This is a genomic window from Paenibacillus sp. 2TAB26 (assembly GCF_052115145.1).
Taxonomy (GTDB): domain Bacteria; phylum Bacillota; class Bacilli; order Paenibacillales; family Paenibacillaceae; genus Pristimantibacillus.
This window is the reverse complement of sequence record NZ_JBFRGC010000016.1, coordinates 40,342-58,754: the sequence shown is the minus strand read 5'-3', so window position 1 is coordinate 58,754 and position 18,413 is coordinate 40,342. Positions and strand designations below refer to the sequence as shown.

Annotated in this window: 18 protein-coding genes; 10 read left to right on the top strand and 8 right to left on the bottom strand. The window is 45.3% G+C overall.

Annotation, left to right across the window (positions count from 1 at the left end):
- Positions 1-193 precede the first annotated feature (193 nt).
- Positions 194-829 (bottom strand): uridine kinase, encoded by a 636-nt coding sequence (gene udk, locus AB4Z50_RS19100; protein ID WP_076268584.1) that lies wholly within the window; start codon positions 827-829, stop codon positions 194-196.
- 145 nt (positions 830-974) lie between these two features.
- On the opposite strand from udk, the gene AB4Z50_RS19095 reads away from it, so the two are divergent.
- Entirely contained in the window at positions 975-1,895 is a 921-nt protein-coding gene (locus AB4Z50_RS19095; RefSeq protein WP_441881126.1) for an aldo/keto reductase, read from the top strand.
- 66 nt (positions 1,896-1,961) lie between these two features.
- Here AB4Z50_RS19095 and hflX read toward each other — a convergent pair whose 3' ends face one another.
- The 3 genes from hflX to AB4Z50_RS19080 form a co-directional block, all read right to left on the bottom strand.
- Positions 1,962-3,227, bottom strand: coding sequence for a GTPase HflX (gene hflX, locus AB4Z50_RS19090; protein ID WP_441881125.1), 1,266 nt, complete (start codon positions 3,225-3,227; stop codon positions 1,962-1,964).
- 431 nt (positions 3,228-3,658) lie between these two features.
- On the bottom strand, positions 3,659-6,616 hold the full coding sequence (locus tag AB4Z50_RS19085) for a DEAD/DEAH box helicase (RefSeq protein WP_441881124.1): 2,958 nt from the start codon (positions 6,614-6,616) through the stop codon (positions 3,659-3,661).
- A complete protein-coding gene (locus AB4Z50_RS19080; protein ID WP_441881123.1) occupies positions 6,613-7,824 on the bottom strand; it encodes an SWIM zinc finger family protein in 1,212 nt (403 codons plus the stop codon). Before AB4Z50_RS19080 ends, AB4Z50_RS19085 begins: the two co-directional genes overlap by 4 nt.
- A gap of 193 nt (positions 7,825-8,017) precedes the next feature.
- Between AB4Z50_RS19080 and AB4Z50_RS19075 the strand changes: the two genes are divergently transcribed.
- The 9 genes from AB4Z50_RS19075 to AB4Z50_RS19035 all read left to right on the top strand — a co-directional run bounded on the left by AB4Z50_RS19075 (position 8,018) and on the right by AB4Z50_RS19035 (position 14,248).
- Entirely contained in the window at positions 8,018-8,335 is a 318-nt protein-coding gene (locus AB4Z50_RS19075) for a thioredoxin family protein (protein ID WP_083682069.1), read from the top strand.
- Positions 8,336-8,480: 145 nt separating this feature from the next.
- Positions 8,481-8,711: a hypothetical protein gene (locus AB4Z50_RS19070; protein WP_053373130.1), complete on the top strand. Its 231-nt coding sequence runs from the start codon at positions 8,481-8,483 to the stop codon at positions 8,709-8,711.
- A 250-nt stretch (positions 8,712-8,961) separates the two neighbouring features.
- Entirely contained in the window at positions 8,962-9,141 is a 180-nt protein-coding gene (locus AB4Z50_RS19065) for a hypothetical protein (RefSeq protein ID WP_076268579.1), read from the top strand.
- Positions 9,142-9,341: 200 nt separating this feature from the next.
- On the top strand, positions 9,342-9,995 hold the full coding sequence (locus tag AB4Z50_RS19060) for a polysaccharide deacetylase family protein (protein ID WP_441881122.1): 654 nt from the start codon (positions 9,342-9,344) through the stop codon (positions 9,993-9,995).
- A gap of 193 nt (positions 9,996-10,188) precedes the next feature.
- A complete protein-coding gene (locus tag AB4Z50_RS19055) occupies positions 10,189-10,578 on the top strand; it encodes a hypothetical protein (RefSeq protein ID WP_441881121.1) in 390 nt (129 codons plus the stop codon).
- A gap of 154 nt (positions 10,579-10,732) precedes the next feature.
- Positions 10,733-11,755 (top strand): serine hydrolase domain-containing protein, encoded by a 1,023-nt coding sequence (locus tag AB4Z50_RS19050; protein ID WP_441881120.1) that lies wholly within the window; start codon positions 10,733-10,735, stop codon positions 11,753-11,755.
- Between the two features lie 54 nt (positions 11,756-11,809).
- Entirely contained in the window at positions 11,810-12,538 is a 729-nt protein-coding gene (locus AB4Z50_RS19045) for a metal-dependent hydrolase (protein ID WP_441881119.1), read from the top strand.
- Positions 12,522-13,082: a nucleotidyltransferase family protein gene (locus AB4Z50_RS19040; RefSeq protein WP_441881118.1), complete on the top strand. Its 561-nt coding sequence runs from the start codon at positions 12,522-12,524 to the stop codon at positions 13,080-13,082. Before AB4Z50_RS19045 ends, AB4Z50_RS19040 begins: the two co-directional genes overlap by 17 nt.
- 179 nt (positions 13,083-13,261) lie before the next feature.
- Complete coding sequence (locus tag AB4Z50_RS19035; protein ID WP_441881117.1) at positions 13,262-14,248, top strand: cation diffusion facilitator family transporter; 987 nt, start codon at positions 13,262-13,264, stop codon at positions 14,246-14,248.
- A gap of 136 nt (positions 14,249-14,384) precedes the next feature.
- Here the strand turns inward: AB4Z50_RS19035 and AB4Z50_RS19030 are convergent, their stop codons facing one another.
- The 4 genes from AB4Z50_RS19030 to AB4Z50_RS19015 all read right to left on the bottom strand — a co-directional run bounded on the left by AB4Z50_RS19030 (position 14,385) and on the right by AB4Z50_RS19015 (position 18,383).
- Positions 14,385-15,218, bottom strand: coding sequence for a PIG-L deacetylase family protein (locus AB4Z50_RS19030; RefSeq protein WP_441881116.1), 834 nt, complete (start codon positions 15,216-15,218; stop codon positions 14,385-14,387).
- 36 nt (positions 15,219-15,254) lie between these two features.
- A complete protein-coding gene (locus AB4Z50_RS19025) occupies positions 15,255-16,100 on the bottom strand; it encodes a carbohydrate ABC transporter permease (protein WP_441881115.1) in 846 nt (281 codons plus the stop codon).
- Between the two features lie 42 nt (positions 16,101-16,142).
- Positions 16,143-17,012 carry a carbohydrate ABC transporter permease gene (locus AB4Z50_RS19020; protein WP_441881114.1) on the bottom strand — a complete coding sequence of 290 codons (870 nt, stop codon included), beginning with the start codon at positions 17,010-17,012 and terminating at the stop codon, positions 16,143-16,145.
- A gap of 96 nt (positions 17,013-17,108) precedes the next feature.
- Positions 17,109-18,383 carry an ABC transporter substrate-binding protein gene (locus tag AB4Z50_RS19015; protein WP_441881113.1) on the bottom strand — a complete coding sequence of 425 codons (1,275 nt, stop codon included), beginning with the start codon at positions 18,381-18,383 and terminating at the stop codon, positions 17,109-17,111.
- Positions 18,384-18,413: the final 30 nt, after the last annotated feature.

Genomic DNA, 18,413 nt, shown 5'->3' with positions numbered 1-18,413 from the left:
AAAAATAGATCTAGATAACAGTCTTATTATCTTCGAATTAGCTCATTTTGCTGAAATAGATCTAGAAAGTAGTCTTATTGTTGCTGAGAAGCTGCCGAGTGGCACTTTAAACTTACATTTGCTAAAAAAGGGGCAGTCCCTCATGGTCTGAAATGACCGGAGGGACTGCCCCTTTCCTATGTTTAGAGCGCAATTAGCCGAGAATCGGCGGCTCGTGATCTGTCATATATTTTTCAGTCAGTATGGACAGCAACTGAATACCGACCTCATTGTGTCCGCCTTCGGGAATGATTAGATCGGCATATTTTTTGGATGGTTCGATAAAAGCCTCGTGCATCGGCTTGACCGTCTTCAAGTACTGGTCATGAACGGACTGGATCGTCCGGCCGCGCTCCTCAATATCCCGAAGCACACGACGGAGAATACGTACATCGGGATCCGTATCGACGAATACTTTGATGTCGAGCAGCTTCCGAATGCTCTCTTCCGCGAGCACATGAAGTCCTTCCAATATTACGATATTGTTCGGCTTAAGCTCTACCGTTTCTGTTGTGGATGGAGCATAAGCGGCAAAGTCATAGACTGGCGCGTAAACGGTTTTCCCTTCTTTTAGAAGCAGCAGATCTTGAGCGAGCAGCTCGATATCAAAAGAGAGAGGGTGATCATAATTAATCAATTCACGTTCAGCCATGCTGAGATGCGAATAGGTTTTATAGTAGTTATCCTGAGATATGAAAGTTACTTTTTCCGATCCAAGACGTTCAATGACAGAGCGTGCAACCGTAGTTTTTCCCGAGCCGGTGCCGCCAGCGATACCAATAATAAGCATGGTGATTCAGTAAACCTCCCTAATAAAATTGCCATAGCAATTTCAGTATTGTAGCACAGAATACGGAAGCATGCTATTTCTTACTCATGGTTTAAAATGTTAAAATGAAAAGGACAGGCTACATCATTTAGAAGGAGTGTTGATCTTGAAGTATAGAAGACTCGGAAGCACAGAACTAAATGTGTCGGTAATCGGCATCGGAACCTGGCAGTTTGGAGGAGAATGGGGCCGGGAGTATTCGCAGAACGAAGTCGATTTGATTCTCGATAAAGGGCGTGAGCTTGGCATCAATCTGATTGATACCGCTGAATGTTACGGTGACCACCTCTCAGAGTCACTCATTGGAGATTATATCAGCCGCCGCAACCGCGAGGATTGGATCATAGCAACAAAGTTTGGCCATCATTTCCACGAGCGCTTCACGCGTACCGACGTATTTGACGCTGAAGGTGTTGTAGCTCAGCTTGATGCTTCACTGAAGGCGCTAAAGACGGACTATATTGACCTGTACCAGTTCCACTCAGGACCAGACCAAGCATTTGATAATGATGTGCTGTGGACCACTCTGGATAAGCAAATTGCAGCCGGGAAAATCCGTTTTCTTGGGACGTCTATCGGCAGCAATGACAATTTGCATCAGACAGAAGCCTCAAAAAAGGTGAATTCTCGCGTCATTCAGGTCGTATATAATCGTCTCGACCGTCAGCCGGAGGAAAGAGTATTTCCAGCATGCGAGCAGCAGGATTTGGGCGTGCTTGCACGTGTTCCGCTGGCGAGCGGCTATTTGAGCGGCAAATATAAGCCGGGTGCCGTGTTCGGTGATACCGATGTACGCCACAGGCATGATAAAGAGAACACACGGCTTAAGCTGCTGGAAGTAGAACACATTCAGCGTGAAGAGGTACCGCAAGGTGTCGATATGGCGAGCTGGGCGCTTGCTTGGTGCTTGAAGCACCCAGCCGTAACGGCTGTCATTCCGGGCTGCAAGGACCCGGCTCAGGTTGAAGCGAACGCAAAGGCGGCAATGCTTGCAGTCGAGCCGCACCCGCAGGATCGCAGCAACTAGATATTTTCGACATAAGAAGAGGCTGTCGCAAAAGGTTATTATCCTTTTGGACAGCCTCCTTTTTTCTTAAAGCACTGTTACTTCATTACGGTACCTTTCAAAATCGGATACCCGGCATTCCAGCTTCATCCGAGTGCCTTCTGCTTCGTAGTCCGTTGCATGCACATGCGCATGCTCGTTAAAGTAAGCAACCAAGCGCCCTTGGTTGAACGGAATCAACAGCTCGCATTCCATATAGTCGTCGAAGACATGATCGCGAATAAGCTGAATTAGCTCATTTAGTCCAATATTCTTTTTGGCGGATAGGTAGACGTTGTTATCACGTACTTCCGGATATGGATGCTCCGTCAGATCACATTTATTGTATGCATAAATTGTTGGGAGATTGTAAGCCCCCAGCTCCTTTAACGTCTCATTCGTAACCGCAACAAGCTGCTCATAATCGTCATGGGCGTAGTCGACGACATGTACGAGCAAATCAGCTTCAGTTACTTCCTCTAAAGTTGAGCGGAAGGCCTTCACCAGGTGATGGGGAAGCTGGCTTACGAAGCCGACCGTATCTGTGAGCAAGAATGATTTGTTGTCAGGCAAATCAATACTGCGAACCGAGGTCTCCAGCGTTGCAAAAAGCATATCCTTAGCAAATACCTGTTTGGTTGTCTCTGGATTGTATTTCTCAAGCAAAGCATTCATCAAGCTGGATTTCCCCGTATTCGTATAACCGACGAGACAGACGACAGGCACCTCGTTCTTCTGCCGCTGCTTCCGCTGAATTTGACGGCGGGCTACCAGCTTCTCAAGCTCGGCTTGCAAAGCAGTGATGCGCTCTTCGATGCGTCTGCGATCCAGCTCAAGCTTCGTTTCACCGGCGCCTCTATTCTTGAGACCAGCTCCGCCGCCTTGCCGCCCCAAGGATGCGCGAAGTCCGACAAGCCTAGGAAGCATATATTGAAGCCGAGCAACTTCGACTTGCAGCTGGGCTTCTCTTGTTTTGGCGCGCTCCGCAAAAATATCCAGAATGAGAATCGTTCGGTCAATGACCGTCCGCTCCAAAGCGGCTTCCAAATTACGAATTTGAGAGTGGGAGAGCTCATCGTTGAAGATAACGACATGCGCGTCATGCGCTTCGAGCAGGGCCAGCAGCTCTTGGATTTTTCCAGTCCCAATATAGTGAGACGGGTTAATGCGTGCTGCCTTTTGGCTCAGTTCATCAACGACCTCGATATAACAAGCGGAAGCTAGATTGCGAAGCTCCTCCATGGAGTATTCAAAGTCGGTTTGATTTTGAAGCTGAACTCCGACGATAATCGCCTTTTGTTTTGGTTGTTCCATTATTCATCATCCTTTTAACGGTTATTTAAAAAATAAAAAACACAGGCAGCTCTGCCTGTGTTCACCGTTATAGGTAAGAGGGTATCAGTAAAAATATCCATAAGGAATCGAGTATCCCTTATCAATATGGATTGATGGTCTTCCATATACGCTGAAATAAACGTATGGAAATTCCGCTCTAAAGGCGAATACGCGAGTCGGGATGCTCCCTACAATAGTCGACGTATTCTGTTTATATGGGTTACCTTCAAAATGGGCAGACCTATCCTGAGTCCCCTGCACACAGGCAGAGCTTTGGCGCTATTCAATTAGCAGCTGCGCAAAGACCTAACTCGGATATAGTCTATCACACGTAACCCTCCGTTCATTTAAATTAGCATCAGTGTAGCACAAAGGGCTATTTCACGGCAAGTCAAAAGGAAAAGAGTCCTTTATGAATCGCTCCAATCCTGACGCAAAGTGAAGAGCTCCTTCAGCTCATCGGTTGACAGCTCCGTGATCCAGCCCTCAGAGCTGGAGATGACATTTTCACTGAGCTGCTGCTTATTTTCGAGCATCTCATCGATGCGTTCCTCGAGCGTACCAAGCGAGATGAATTTATGAACCTGAACGTCGCGAGTTTGGCCCATGCGGTACGCGCGGTCGGTTGCTTGGTTCTCCACAGCAGGATTCCACCAACGGTCGAAATGGAATACATGGTTAGCAGCGGTCAGGTTAAGCCCGACGCCGCCAGCCTTAATCGACAGAATGAACACATTAGGCTGCTCTTCCGGTGGCAATTGTTGCGATTGGAAACGCTCAATCATGCGGTCCCGCGCCAGCTTGGAGGTGCTGCCATTCAAGTATAATATCGGCTCCTGCAGCTCCTGCTGCAGCACGCTTTGAAGCATTTCCCCCATACCGAGGTATTGCGTGAAAATAAGGCAGCGTTCGCCTTCATCTCGCAGTTCTCTCACCATGGCGAGCAGCCGCTCAAGCTTAGCCGATCGGCTTATGATCCGATCTGTATCCATTTGCTCGCCAGCGGGCGCAGAGCTGTCCACCAAAGGTTCTTTCGTTAGCAGCATCGGATGATCGCATAGCTGCTTCAGCTGCATAATGGACGATAAAATGGCGCCTTTACGTTCGATGCCTTCAAGCTTTTGCATGCGATCCATAAGCTGATTAACGGTCTGATTATAAAGCGCGCCTTGTTCGGCTGTGAGATGAATATACGTTTTCATTTCATTTTTGTCCGGCAAATCAAGCTGGATCGCGGGGTCCTTCTTCTTGCGCCGCAGCATGAATGGCTTAACTAGCTTCTGCAAATCTGCGGTGCGCTGAACATTGCGTTCCTTCTCAATAGGATTGCTGAAGCGCTGCTGGAAACCATGTGCGCTCCCCAGAAACCCCGGATTCATGAAATCATAGATGGACCACAGCTCCGATAAACGATTCTCGATCGGCGTGCCCGTCAAAGCGATACGATGCTTCGCAGTAAAGCTGCGAACGGCTGCGGATTGTTTCGTTTGAGCGTTCTTTATATTTTGTGCCTCATCCAAGCAAATCGCTGCAAAAGTAATATCCTTCAGCATGTCCTGATCAAGAGTAGCGGTTGCGAATGAAGTTAGTATGACATCGGCGTTTCGCATTTCCTCAAGGAAATGTTCTCCTACGAGGCGTTTGCTTCCGTAATGAAGCATGACGCGCAGCGAGGGTGCAAAGCGGCTAATCTCCTTCTGCCAGTTGCCCAGAACAGAGGTTGGGCAAATGATGAGCGATGGCATGTGTTGCTCCGACTCTGCTGTGCTCTCTTTGAGATTGAGCAAATAGGCGATAAGCTGAACCGTTTTGCCAAGACCCATGTCATCGGCCAAGCATGCGCCAAGTCCGAATCGACGTAAGAAGGACAACCAAGCGTAGCCTTCCTGCTGATAAGGTCGAAGCTCGGCACGCAGCCCGGCAGGAACAGCAAGCATAGGCCATTCGGTTCGTTGATTTAGCTGGCTGACCAGCGTCATCAAATGCTCGTTCAGCTCAACTTCCAGCTGAATACGATGCTCTTGCTCTGCTTCGTTTTCTTGCTCAGGCTGATCATCCCCTTGCTCGTTGCCGCTTCCCAGAAGATGCAGCTGAAGAACATCTTGAAACGATAAACCTTCGGCGCGGTCAATGCCCGACATCGCTTTGCGAATTTGCGCGAGCAAGGCGGGATCAAGCGATACCCACTGTCCTCGGAAGCGAACGAGCCGCTCATTCCGGGCAACAAGCTCATTAAACTCGGATTCAGTCAGGTCAGTGTCTCCAATGGCAATGCGCCAATCGAATTCGATTAGTGTATCCAGTCCAAATAAAGATTCACCGGAGCCCTCTTCTCGTTTGCTTGTGCTGACCTTAGCGCGAAGGCGTGGTTTCTTACGGCTGGCGGTTTCCCACCAAGCGGGAAGCAGTACCTGCCATCCTGCGTCTAACAAACTGGGGCTATCTACGGCAAGGAACCGCCAAGCGGCATCGTTTTTCAAGGGTACGTTTAAAATATCGTCACGCTGGCCCGCAAGCAGGTTTGTCGGCAGGCAAGCATGCAGACGCTCCAACCAGCCTGAGGAACGCTCACGAATAGAAGGAGACCAAGAAGCAGGCCACGAGCCGTAAGCTTCGCCTGTATCAGACAATTTAACGGGTACAATAACCGCTTGATCGAGCTTGTCCTGCAAAATAAGCTTAAGCTGCCACGGGTCATCCACATCAACGGGCTCGACAAGCTGAAGCATTGGCCGAAATGGAGCTTGATCGGCTTTCCAGCCAATGGCGATCAGCCATGCCTGAGCATCAAGTCCAGCGGTTATGCCATCCTTGGCAAAGAGGAGCGGGTATTCCCTGCGCAAATCAGCAGCAGTCGTTTCTGTACCATAGTTAGCGTCAAATACAGCAGCAGAAAAAGCAGCAAGCAATCCCGTCTTAAAGCTATCGTCTGATTGAGTTTTCCTGATCATACTCTGAATTTGTTCGTTTATTGCAGCACTATCCCAGCACCATTGGAGCTTTCCTGAACGGAAGGCCGAGAAGCTTGGTATGTAGCGATGTGCAGTTATTTCAGCTGCTAACAAGGGAGCGAGCGCAACAAGCATTCCGGCTTGCTCTTCCCATATCCATTTCACGTGTTCAAGCACCGTGTTTTCCGCAAAAAAAGGAATAACCTGCTCGGCTGGAAGCAATACAAGCTCTAATCCTTCAACCTGCTGTACTTCGAGTTCTGTGCCGTAAAAGGAAGGTGTATGCCAGGCGAACAAGCTGTGCTTCAAGCTGACGCCGGGCAGGAAGTCGCTCATGCCGCTCATTCCGTATAGGAGAGCATCACCATGTGTCGTTAAACTAGCGTATACTTTAATTGTTTTTGTAAACTTGCTCATGGTATAAGTTTTCCTTTCCGAAGTTCTTCCTGAAGCGCACGTAGGCGGCTATGGCTAGAAGCAAAAGCTGCAATAAACGTTTCCCAGCGCTCCTCGTCTTTCCTTTTCTTGTACAGCTTAGCCAGACGTTTGAGCAGTTTCACAGCGGTTTTGTAGCCAGGCCTATTTTTGAGCAGCACATATCTTTCCACAGCCTGATGATAAAAGGGCAGCAGCAGCTCCGGCGCATGTTTCTCAATAGGGGCGAACACACCAACGCGATACTCAAGCGGCTCGGTTCCCGTGCTGAGCTGATAATCGATCCATTGCTGCCATTTGGCATGACGGAGCAGTTTTCCTTCGTAAATAGAACTAGCATAGGGAAGCGACTGAATGAGAGGCGCCCACATCAGCTGCTCCGCATCTGGATAATGTTCAATTACCTGATCCCAGTAGCTATAAAAGATTTCCAAGGCGTTAATTCGGCTTTTCTCTACATACGGCTTCGTTTCCACTAACCAATTCGATAACCGCTGCCATTGCTCTTTTTCAGACATCATGGTTAAGACATGAAATAAGTCACCTGGACGAAGCTCGTTACCGCTGCTTATTTCATTTAGTTTGCTCCACGCCTCTTCGTCGCGTTGTAAGAAGAAGTTCATCCATACCTCGGCAAGCAGCAAAGGGTAGCGGGAGAGCGCTGAGCCGTGATTTGAAGGTGCGGCATTCAATTGCTGCAGCTCTTCTAGACATAGACTCATATTATTCTGGTTAGGGATAATCCAGTATTGCCATAACCAAAAATAAGGATCGGAGAAATACGTCTTTGATCCTGATTCCGCCAGCATGAGCCTGCGTAAAAAGGCTAATGTTTCTTCTAGGCACCGCCAATAGTCGGGCCCCTCGGCAGGATCGGATTTTTTTTGCATGAGCTCAGCAATAGCAAGCTGTACATCAGAAATAGCAGCATGAGTATGGAAGCCGATAAAGGAGCCGGAATGTCCCTTTTGATCGGGAATAAGATTAAGCAGCAGCATCAGAATATGAAGATGAGCATGCAGCTCGAATAGATTATTTTGTGCAGAAGAAAGCTTAGGCTTTATCTGATTAATAGCTGTAATTGCACTGTGTACATATGCGGCATTTCGAGTAAGGTCAGACAGAGACTCGGTACGAGATTTAAACAGTGCGTGCCACTCTGCGACGTTCATTTGTTCAATTGGTTTCATGACGAAGTGGTCTCCCTAACGAATAAAATCATTTAACGAATCAGCTAATTATACCATTTATTTCGCTTATGGCTCGGAGTATAAAGTGCATGCACGCTTCAGTTTGTCTTTCCTAAAGCACCAAAACATTTTACAATATAAATACGGCAACAAATGAACGACTGTCTTTATCGGCAGAAAGGAAAGATGACAGATGGCAATTCAAGAAATCCAAGAAGAAGACTGGCTAAAGCTTAATCGGATAGGGAATGGTAAGGATGCGCTGCTGTTTTCATCACCGTTTTGCGGTACCTGTAAGGTCGCCGAGCGCATGCTGGAAATTGTGGAAGCGGCTGAGGTTCCAACGACCTTGTATAAAATAAATATAAACTACGCCCCCCAGCTGCGGAATGCTTGGAAAATTACGAGTGTGCCTTGCCTTGTTTTATTGAAGAACGGAGAACCTTATCAGTTTGAATATGCGATGCGTTCAGTTGATTATTTGTATAAACTTATGAAGAACATGGATTAACGGGGATGATTTCTCCGTAGAACGGCCGAAATATATTTTTATTTACTATAAAATTTTTATCAGGCGAAGATTATAGTGCTGTTCGTGTTATAATTGAGAGGTGCAGTCAATAAAGACCATTGACTATGATAAAGGAGTCGGAAATATGCAGGTAGTATTTGAAGACTGGGATCAAAAAGTAAAAAAAACATTTAACGCAACGAGCAAGCAGGTTGTATTAACCGTTACCGAGGCCGGTGACCTGTTAGGCCTGACTAAGGACCAGATGAAGGTTTATGTGCTTAAGCATAACCTCACTAAGGTTGCGATCAATCGCAGCGTCCACAGATATCTATTACTGAAAAGCGAAATAGATGAGATCCTAGGTAAAGCCTAATAATTGCGATAAACCACAGCCAAATATGGGCTGTGGTTTTTTGTTGTGATTATATCGCATCTGAGGAGGTGTGGACGTTATATGGAGGATATGGCAGGATGTTTTCGAATGACTGCTGCTCGTTTCCGCTCAGTCCGCCTTAGTCAGCATTATTAGAAATAACGCCACTGGTTGCTGTTTTTCAATAGGAGTCGTATTCGTTATACTTAAAACGACCGATTGGAAAACATTATCTGGAGGGTGATTTTACTTGACTTATATGGACATGTTAGGACGTCGGAGCATCATTTTGAAGCGGAATATCGGCAATTTAATTATTAAAGACAACAAGCAGGGACTCAGCACGCAGGAAAGTCATTTTTACCAAAGCATGCTCAAGGAATGGCATCAAAATGCCAATGAATTGAATTCAGCTAGAAAACATTCTTAGTTGATTGGTAATTATTGAAATTACATTACTCACAAAAAGAGCCGGGTGTCATTCTGACATTCGGTTTGCTGTGTGTAATTTTTGTATATAGCTACAAATGAAGTTCTTTTAGGAATGAAGAGTAAAGGAAAAGGAATGCTTATGGTATACTACATAGATGATAAAGGTTGGCAGCAATAATTAAACGGGGGTTTCTTGCTATGTTGGCGGTTGAAAAAGCAGTGTACCTCACGATAGATGAAGGTCCTGCTGAAGATTTTATGCAAAAGGTCAATTTTCTGAACGCAAAAGAGATTCGGGCGATTTGGTTTTGTATGGGCGAAGCATTGGAAAGCTGTTCTGAGGAAGCGATAGCTGCGATTAAAGCAGGCCATATCATTGGGAATCGCGGTTATGATCATGCAGATTTCTCTGTTATCGGCTTACAAGACGTAAGAGGGCAGATCGAGCGAACCGACCGTATTATAGATGAGCTGTACAATAAAGCAGAAACGATCAGGCCTTCAAAGCTGTTTCGTTTTCCATTTATGCAGCATTTGTTAGACGAAATGAAGGACGATCATTTCGAAGGTATTCAGCGTGTACTGGATGAGCTGGGCTATCAGCAGCCGTCCTTCGAGAATGGCAGCCCAAAAAACGGACTGCATGTGGATTGTACTTGGGATACGTTCGATTTTGAGCCGGCGGACGTTATGGACCAACATCATGATTTACAAGCAACAAGCGGACAAATTATTATGATACACGACTGGATCTCGGTTGCTCCTTTTCAAGCATTAATGGATAAGCTGCTTGCAAAAAATGTAGTTTTTCAGCTTCCTAAGGAAACGGCTCTTCAAACCGCAGCCATTTAGCAAGCAAATCGCATAATCAAAAAGGAGTACAGCTCGTCTCTATGAATTCATAGCAACGGCGAACGGTACTCCTTTTTTGCTGCGAGCAGTTATTGCTGAATTCATGCTGGGCAAACCAGAATGAACGAAACAAAGTAAGCGCTTCATGCGTTTAAGTAAAAAAGAACATTTATTCAAGAGGGGGCAATGGTTGATGCACTGGATTCCCGCTGACAGAAGCGGCAGGTGGTGGCTACTAGCTGGAGCATCCACCTTGCTTGTTAGCCTGTTATTATGGTTGATTCGTTTTGTTATCTTAGGCCAGCCTTTCACAGGCATGCACGCTTTCCGATTTATGCTGCTTGCAGCCATATTATCTTTTTTATTCGGTTTTATCGGCTGGCTTGGAGCGAGAAAGCTATGGTTGTTCTCCAATCTTGGGATGCTAATTGGTCTTATACTGATGGCTATGTATTCCAAAGGTTTGACTGGATGGGAGGACCTAATTAGTTTCCTCGTATTTTTAGAAGCAGTAGCAGGAGGTTTTATGGCAGGGCTGATTGTTGAGGGCGTTTATTTCTTTAGACGGATATCGAAGAAATAATAGGCTGCCATAAAAATGTTGCAACTGGCTGTTGCTTTTTCCCGTCATACAGAGTGAAATGGAATAATGAGGTAAAAATTATTCTAATTTGTTTGGTGACGGAGCTGATCTTATGTGCCAAGAGGCAATGATAAGTTTGGAAATAGAAGAAAAAATGAAGTTGAATGGTGTTCCGGGATTAGGAATTGCTGTTCTTCAGCATGGACAAATGGTGTGGCAAGGAAGCTATGGCGTACTTGAAGCGAGCATGCAGCAGAAGGTGACAGAGGAAACTTTGTTTCCTGCCTGCTCCATCAGCAAAATGGTTACGGCTATTGGTGTGCTTCGTTTAGTCCAAGAGGGCGTGCTTAGCTTGGAGGAGGATGTTAATCGTTACTTAGTTTCCTGGCAGGTGCCCGAAAACCAGTTCACTCAGCAAAGGAAAGTAACGCTGCGCAGTTTGCTGGCACATCAATCGGGAATTGTGGATGCACGGGGGAGCTATGAACCGTATCAGAAGCAAGACCCTTTCCCTACGCCTAGAGAGCTGCTCTTAGGAGCAACGAAATATCATTCCAAACCAGTTGAGGTTGCTCACCTGCCAGAGAGTCGATTCTCTTACTCGGATGCAGGTTATTCTGTTTTGGAGCAAATCCTTGAGGATGTGTCAGGAGAAGCCTTTTCGGCAGCTATGGAGCGGCTTGTTATGAAGCCGCTTGGCTTAAAACGAACGATTTTCTGGGATGGTATTGCAAACGATCCACTGAACACAACCATGGGTCATGATAAACGGGGACAGGTAGTTGAAGGGAAGAGAGCGCACTATCCCAATTTATCGGGAGCAGGCTTATGGACAACGCCTTCTGAATTGATAGTAATGGCAAGCGAGGTCGTGAAGGCTTGGAATGGCGATCCTAATGGTATTTTGCGTCCAGCGATGGCTAGAATAATGCTTACGGGTTATGTGAGCGATAAAGGTGCAGGCTTAGGCGTATTTCTTCCTGATGCTGGAGAGCAGCTCTGCTTCGTTTCTCAAGGCTGGGGAGTTGGTTCTCAAAGCAAGCTGGTTGGATACCCGCGCCAAGAAAGCGGTATAGCAGTGATGATGAATGCAGAGCCAGGTAAACCTCAAAACGAGTCGTTGATCGGTGAGGTCATTCGGGAGTTGTGCAAGCATTATGAACTGCCGATAGTGTAGGCTGCTTCTTCGAGAATCATATATCAAATTTTATAATTTGATTGAAAGGTGAATATGGAGAATATTTCAGGTCATATCATTCACGTCTTTTTACATTTTGTTGTAGGCGCCAGCTTGGCCTATTTATTTTGCGGGAAAGCGGCTGCATCCAAGGTGAATCGCAAGGTTCTCTTCGTTTTCGGCGGTGCAGCTGCTATTTCTCCTGATATTTCTAAGCTTTACGGAGACCTGCTTGGCCACTCCATTTGGCTTGTACCTGTGATTGGTTTGTTTTTTGCTGCATGTTATTATGCATTCCAGAGGAAAATTACGTTTAAAAAGGCTTGGCTGATATTGTCTATATGCGTTTTTAGCCATTTATTTATAGATTTCATCGGCAATGGCGTAGCTCCCTTTTATCCCTTTATTAAAACGGAGTCTGATTTCTTTATTGTAAATAGAAACGACGCTGTTCTTTTAATTACGCTGACCGCTGCTCTCATTATCGGGGCATCTACTCGGAGAAGAAGGCGTATTTTTTTATCAGGACTAATCCTTGTTGCTTTGTRTCTTGGAGGGTTGTCGTTTTCGAAGCTGCAATTGCAGCATGCATTAGAAAAAAAGTATAAGAACGAAAACATCTATGTCATGCTCACCTTTCCGAGAGAGGGTTTTAAGTGGTCATTCATGGTGAGGACGGATGAAACAAGTGTCGACGGTTATTCGCCAATTGCAGGCTTGGACATACATATTGAACAAGAAATGAACAAATCAGGAGAGTGGATCAATGTTGATAAACAGTGAAGAGGATATTATACAGCTTGTATATAGAGATGAGTGGATGATGAACATCTTACGAGAGGTTAGCACGCTCCAGCTTCCAGATTGGTGGGTATGTGCAGGTTTCGTTCGCAGCAAAATTTGGGATACCCTTCACGGATTTACGGAAAGAACGCCGCTGGCCGATGTTGATGTCGTTTATTTCGATCCTTCCAACATAGACGAGCAGATAGAGAAACAGCTGGAAAACACATTAAATCAGATGAACCCTCACGTACCTTGGTCCGTTAAGAACCAAGCTCGAATGCATGTAATCAATAACAATCCTCCGTATTCCAGCTCCACAGATGCCATTTCCAAATTTCCAGAGACCGTAACCGCTCTAGGATTGAAAATAGATCAGCATGACAAACTCGTGTTAACTGCTCCTTGTGGTATAGAAGATGTTCTAGAAATGATTGTTAGACCATCACCTTTTTACTTGGAATACGAGGATCGAATCGCCATTTATGAGAAGCGGCTTGAGCAAAAAAGATTTCAAGAGCGCTGGCCTAAAGTACGCCAATGAAAGCACGGTATTATTTTAAGGACTTTGATAACGCAAGAAGAAAGTTGTCTCTGATATAATGAAGAGCTTTTGTCCGTTTATCCTATTGCCTGTTTGGGTAAGCATAAAATAGCAGTGCTGGGATTGAAAGCAGGCAATAGTGGAAAGGTAATGGTAAATAAAATGTAGCGGGGGAGAAAATGGAGCCTAAAGCAGAACGTCAGAGTTTTATGCAGCTTATAAAGAAAGGGAATAAATCTTCGGCTGTAGCGATGATCGGCAATGCGTTTATCGCCGCCATAAAAGGGTTCGCAGCGGCCTTCAGCGGCAGCGGCGCGATGTTTGCTTCCGCCATGCATTCATTGGCAGATGCGATAAACCAAGGGTTTGTTTTTGCCGGAAGCATTCTTGCCGAGAAAAAACCGACGCCGAGGTTTCCAACCGGCTTTGGGCGTGTCATCAATATTTTTTGTATGATTGCCGTCATCGTCGTTACTATTATGGCTTATGAAACGATTCGTGAAGGCTGGCATCTCATTTTGCATCCAGTTGCAAGTGAAGGTTTTTGGCTAAACATTGGGGTTCTGGTTGTTAATCTTGTCATAGACGGGCTTATTCTAGTCAAAGCCATGAAGGAAATCTTACACGAAGCGGGAGCAGAAGGGAAAGGACTCGGTATTTTCTCAGCTGCCTTCAAAAATGTTGGGCGTTCTGCTCCTGCTACACGATTAGTTTTCTATGAGGATCTTGTCGCCGTTTCGGGAGCTGCCTTGGCGATGATCGCGGTCATCATTGCTGCATTTACCTCGTTTAAAACAGTTGATGGCGTTGCAACCCTGTTGATTGGACTCTTAATGGTTGGTGTTGCTTATCGTGTCGGCTACGACAATATGATCGGACTCATTGGTGTTTCTGCCCCGAAGGAAGTAGCAGACAAGGTGTCCCGTATTATTTTTTCCGAACAGAGCGTAACCGATATTTATCAAATGCGCATTCTACAAGAAGGCCGCTATTACCACGTTGAGGCGTACTTGGAGCTGCAGCCGGGATTAACGCTTGCGGTAGCTGATGATATTAAGTTCCTCGTTCGCGCCAAGCTGCTTGAAGACAAGGATATTGCAGATGTGACGTTAGGGATTTTAGAGGATGACGGCAAAAGAAGCTGGAATCCTATTGAAACCAAATAGAAAAACTGCACCTCCAATGTTAGATGGTGTCTAACAATGGGGGTGCAGTTCATAGGTGCTGGCTTATGCTATTTACGTGCATTGCAGCTGCCCTGCAACAACGATCCGTTCATGGAGTATCTCAAGGTATTTCCTCTTATTGACTCAGCATGGGAAACAACTGCTTCAGCTCCGTATCACTCGGTCTTCTGCCATAATCTGCAATCTCGAATGGCTCTGCATACTTTGTCTTTTCTGACTTCCCTTCTTCGTATAGTCGATCCAGCGTCGGGAGCATCTCCGATGAAACCTCAATAAAGCTGCTCCAATATTGCAAAATATAATCCTTCCTAGCATCCCACGTCTGTGGAACCTGATCTAGCAGATTACGCTGCCATGGCGCAAACTCATAGAATTGGGAAGCATGCGCATCACAGCCAAGCAGCTTCTTCTCAATAACAGAACCAATATCGACGACCAGATCGGGTGAGTAAGAATGCCTCTTTCCGTAGTCCGGCATAAGCAAGAAAAGAGGGGATTGCTCTAAATATGGGGCATCTGGCACAGAATTAGGTACCTTCGCTATAAAATCCGCAGCATCTCTCACAATTCTTCCTGCATTGCGATTATCTACATGTCCTGCACCTTCAGGATGGAAGGTAATGACGACATCGGCCTTCCAATTGCGAATTTGGCGAATAACCTCTTCTCTCACTTCAAAGCTATTCGTCAGACGGCCATCAGATATATTCAATATGCTATAGTCAAGAACACCCAATCGTCTAGCAGCCTCATAGGCCTCCTGCGTTCTTCTATCCACGAGCTCTTGTCCGCTAATTGAGTAGTGTCCGCAATCTCCATTGGTTAAGGAAACGAATTTAACTCGGTGTCCCATTTCTGCGAATAAAGCAGAGGTTCCTCCCGCATAAATTTCCGGTTCATCCGGATGTGCAGCAATGACAATTATATTTTTTTGTTGTTGTGTAGACATCTTTTTTCTCTCCTCCTGTATGGTAACCCAAAACCATTATCCCTTTACTGCACCTGCTGTCAGCCCTTTAATAACCGTTTCTTGTGAGAACATGTACAAAACAAGTAGTGGTACAATTGAAATCGTGATGGCTGCCATCATAGCGCCATAATCTGTACCATACGCATTCGATACGAGCGACAAGAGGACAGATATAGGCTGCATCTCTCTTATTGGCAAGTAGACGAGTGGTAACAAAAGCTCGTTGTATGACCAAAGAAAGACCATAATAGACACCGTTGCGAAAATAGGGAAGCAAAGCGGCAGCGTTATTTTATAATATATTTTCCAAATGGTTGCCCCATCCATGACCGCCGCTTCCTCTAGTTCTCCAGGCAAAGAAGCCATGAAGCCTGTTATCATTAGAATAGCAAAGCTCAAATTGCCAGCTACTTGTGGGAGAATAACAGATAAATAGGTTCCATTCAAACCCAGCTTCTCGATGATAACGAAATTCGGAATAATAACAGCGAACTGCGGCAGCAGCATACAGATAACAAATATAGACGTGAAATACCCTTTAAATGAAAATTGAAATCTCGCTAGTACAAAAGAAGCCAACCCGCCAAAAAGGGAAACACCTAATACAACGGATCCCGAAATGATCATACTGTTCATAAAGCCTTTAACGACGTTAATGTTGCCATATTCGTTCAACTTCAAAAAGTTAAATAAAGAGTAGCTTTGTGGGAGAGCGAATGATTGCGTTAAAATTTCTTCGGACGTTTTGAAGCTATTGAGCAGCACCCATAATAGTGGGATGATCGTTGTGCATGCCCATAAAAGCAGGAGTGCATATACGCCGAACTTGACCGCACCAGGCTTTACTAGTCTATTAACCATCTAAAATATCACCTTCTCAATTGGGCTGTTTGTTGTCTATCATCAGTAGCTGACAGCCTCTTTTTTAACTAATTTATTTAACACAACGGTTATGACAATACCGAGTATCATCATCGCAATGACGATTGTGCTGGCATAACCTGCGTTTTGCCCATTGAATGCCTTCGTGTACATGTAAGTACTGAGCAGCTCACTGGAATTCAATGGACCACCCTTGGTCACGATATATACGACATCAAATACCTTCAATGCTCCAGCCGTGGCGAGCGTAAGACAAGAAGCAATGACATCTCGTAATAATGGAAGTGTAATATAGATGGATTTTCTTATTCCTGTAATACCGTCCAGCATAGCTGATTCATAAATATCCTCTGGAATCTTCGACATTCCGGTCAGGAATATAACAAAATAAAATCCAACATACTGCCATAGAATCGGTATGAGTACCAAATAGATCGCGCTTTTCTCCGTTAGCCAYATTTGCTCAGACACACCGAGCCCTCTCATAATGGCATTTAAGAGTCCATAGTCGTAGTTGTAAATGAGCGAGAACATGAGGCCAATCGCCGTACCTGAGATAACAATCGGAAAGAAAAAGACCGTTCTAAAAAATTTAAATCCTCGTTTGATGCTGTCGGTTAGCAGCGCAAGGACCAAACCCCCTCCAGCCTGCAGGAATACGGCACCGATCACCAATATAAACGTGTTTTTTAGCGCTATCCAAACAACGGGGTCATGAATGAGCTGGTTGTAATTGCCGAATCCTATGAACTTCTTCGTATTTGAGAAGTTATACCATTCGGTGAAGCTATAATAAACGGATTGTACGAGTGGATACAAAAGAAAGGTGAATAATAATAGCATCGTTGGCGCCAGGAAAAGCACAATGTATCTCTTGTCCCTGAATATCACAACTGAACGCCTCCTCTTCATAAGCAATAGCTTGGATTACATACTGCCATTTGCCCGGGAGCCGGCAATCCGATATCCCGGGGCTTGTTGAAACAACTACTTGTTTCTGTTGTTTAATTTTGTGGCTTCATCTAGAATTTCCTCGGCTGTTTTTCTTCCTGCTGACACATAAGCAATACCTTTTAAGAACTCGGTATACGATTCCCTAGAAACGTAAGAATCGATTGGCATAACGAAATCCTTTGCCTCACTCACCATCTTGTTGCCGTCAATCAGAAGCTGTGCGGTGCTGCTGGATTGTTGTGTATCGACTGCATAAGTTCCGCCTATTGCTGCAAATTTGCCAGCCGTTTCAGGAGATGTCATGAATTTCACAAAAGCTAGAGCTGCATCATATTTAGCTTGATCGGTATTTTTCTTCATATACCAACCAGAACCAAATCCAGATACAATCATATTCTCACCCTTACCACCCGGTACGAGTGGAAATGGTGTAATTTGAAAAGCAGGATTTGTACTCAGACCAGCAGCTGTCCATGAACCGTTGAACATCATTCCCGCTTTCCCGCCTGCAAATAAAGATTGCGCTTTTTCATCATCCAGCGTGAGTGCATCTTTAGGAAACGCTTTCTTATCATTCAACTCTTTGAAGATCGTAAGAGCTGGTGCCCATGATGGATCATAAGCCTTTTGTTGTCCCTCTGGCCCAACCTGTGAAAGAACCAAAGCCTCTTGCAGATATGGAGTTGTGAGCGATGTAGCGAATGGTACAATATTATTAGCTGCAAACGTATCTATCGCTTTTATAAAAGCATCATAGGTTGTTGGAGCTTCGAGTTGATACTGGTCGAATAACTCTTTATTCCAGAACAAGCCTTCATAGAAGCCGATATAGGGAAGAGAATAGAGTTTGCCTTCATACTTGACCTTCTCGATGATCCCGCTATTGAATTGCTTCGCCCAATCTGGATCTTTAGCAAATTCATCTTCCCAGGAAACAATTTCTTTCGATTCGGTTAGAATAGCTGTCTCGCTGCCATTGAAATAAAACATGACATCGGCTAGATTGCCAGTTGCTGCATCCGCTTTCACTTTCGTACGCAATGCTTCTTGATTGACCGGCGTTGACTCATCCGTAATTTTGATGCCCTTGTTTTCCTCTTGGAACTGTTTAATAGCTTCCGTCCAAGCTGGAACCCATGGATCAGATCCAGCGAATGATGTCGCTACCCGAAGCGTTATCTCTTTTGTTTTACTCTCGGATGCTCCATTCTCTTCTTGTTTGGATCCCCCGCATGCTGCCATCAATGCTGCAAATACTACGAAGATAAGTACTAGTGCTGTTGTCTTGCTTGCCACCTGTTTCCTCATTACTCAACTCTCCTTTTAAAATGAATTCAT

Excerpts from the sequence above, each read along its gene's own strand:
- AB4Z50_RS19050 (WP_441881120.1), top strand. The coding sequence starts at position 10,733 with ATGAAGTTGAATGGTGTTCCGGGATTAGGAATTGCTGTTCTTCAGCAT.
- AB4Z50_RS19080 (WP_441881123.1), bottom strand. The coding sequence starts at position 7,824 with ATGAAACCAATTGAACAAATGAACGTCGCAGAGTGGCACGCACTGTTT.
- AB4Z50_RS19025 (WP_441881115.1), bottom strand. The coding sequence starts at position 16,100 with ATGGTTAATAGACTAGTAAAGCCTGGTGCGGTCAAGTTCGGCGTATAT.
- AB4Z50_RS19085 (WP_441881124.1), bottom strand. The coding sequence starts at position 6,616 with ATGAGCAAGTTTACAAAAACAATTAAAGTATACGCTAGTTTAACGACA.
- AB4Z50_RS19015 (WP_441881113.1), bottom strand. The coding sequence starts at position 18,383 with ATGAGGAAACAGGTGGCAAGCAAGACAACAGCACTAGTACTTATCTTC.
- AB4Z50_RS19070 (WP_053373130.1), top strand. The coding sequence starts at position 8,481 with ATGCAGGTAGTATTTGAAGACTGGGATCAAAAAGTAAAAAAAACATTT.
- AB4Z50_RS19060 (WP_441881122.1), top strand. The coding sequence starts at position 9,342 with ATGTTGGCGGTTGAAAAAGCAGTGTACCTCACGATAGATGAAGGTCCT.
- AB4Z50_RS19030 (WP_441881116.1), bottom strand. The coding sequence starts at position 15,218 with ATGTCTACACAACAACAAAAAAATATAATTGTCATTGCTGCACATCCG.
- AB4Z50_RS19075 (WP_083682069.1), top strand. The coding sequence starts at position 8,018 with ATGGCAATTCAAGAAATCCAAGAAGAAGACTGGCTAAAGCTTAATCGG.
- AB4Z50_RS19035 (WP_441881117.1), top strand. The coding sequence starts at position 13,262 with ATGGAGCCTAAAGCAGAACGTCAGAGTTTTATGCAGCTTATAAAGAAA.
- hflX (WP_441881125.1), bottom strand. The coding sequence starts at position 3,227 with ATGGAACAACCAAAACAAAAGGCGATTATCGTCGGAGTTCAGCTTCAA.
- AB4Z50_RS19055 (WP_441881121.1), top strand. The coding sequence starts at position 10,189 with ATGCACTGGATTCCCGCTGACAGAAGCGGCAGGTGGTGGCTACTAGCT.
- AB4Z50_RS19040 (WP_441881118.1), top strand. The coding sequence starts at position 12,522 with ATGTTGATAAACAGTGAAGAGGATATTATACAGCTTGTATATAGAGAT.
- udk (WP_076268584.1), bottom strand. The coding sequence starts at position 829 with ATGCTTATTATTGGTATCGCTGGCGGCACCGGCTCGGGAAAAACTACG.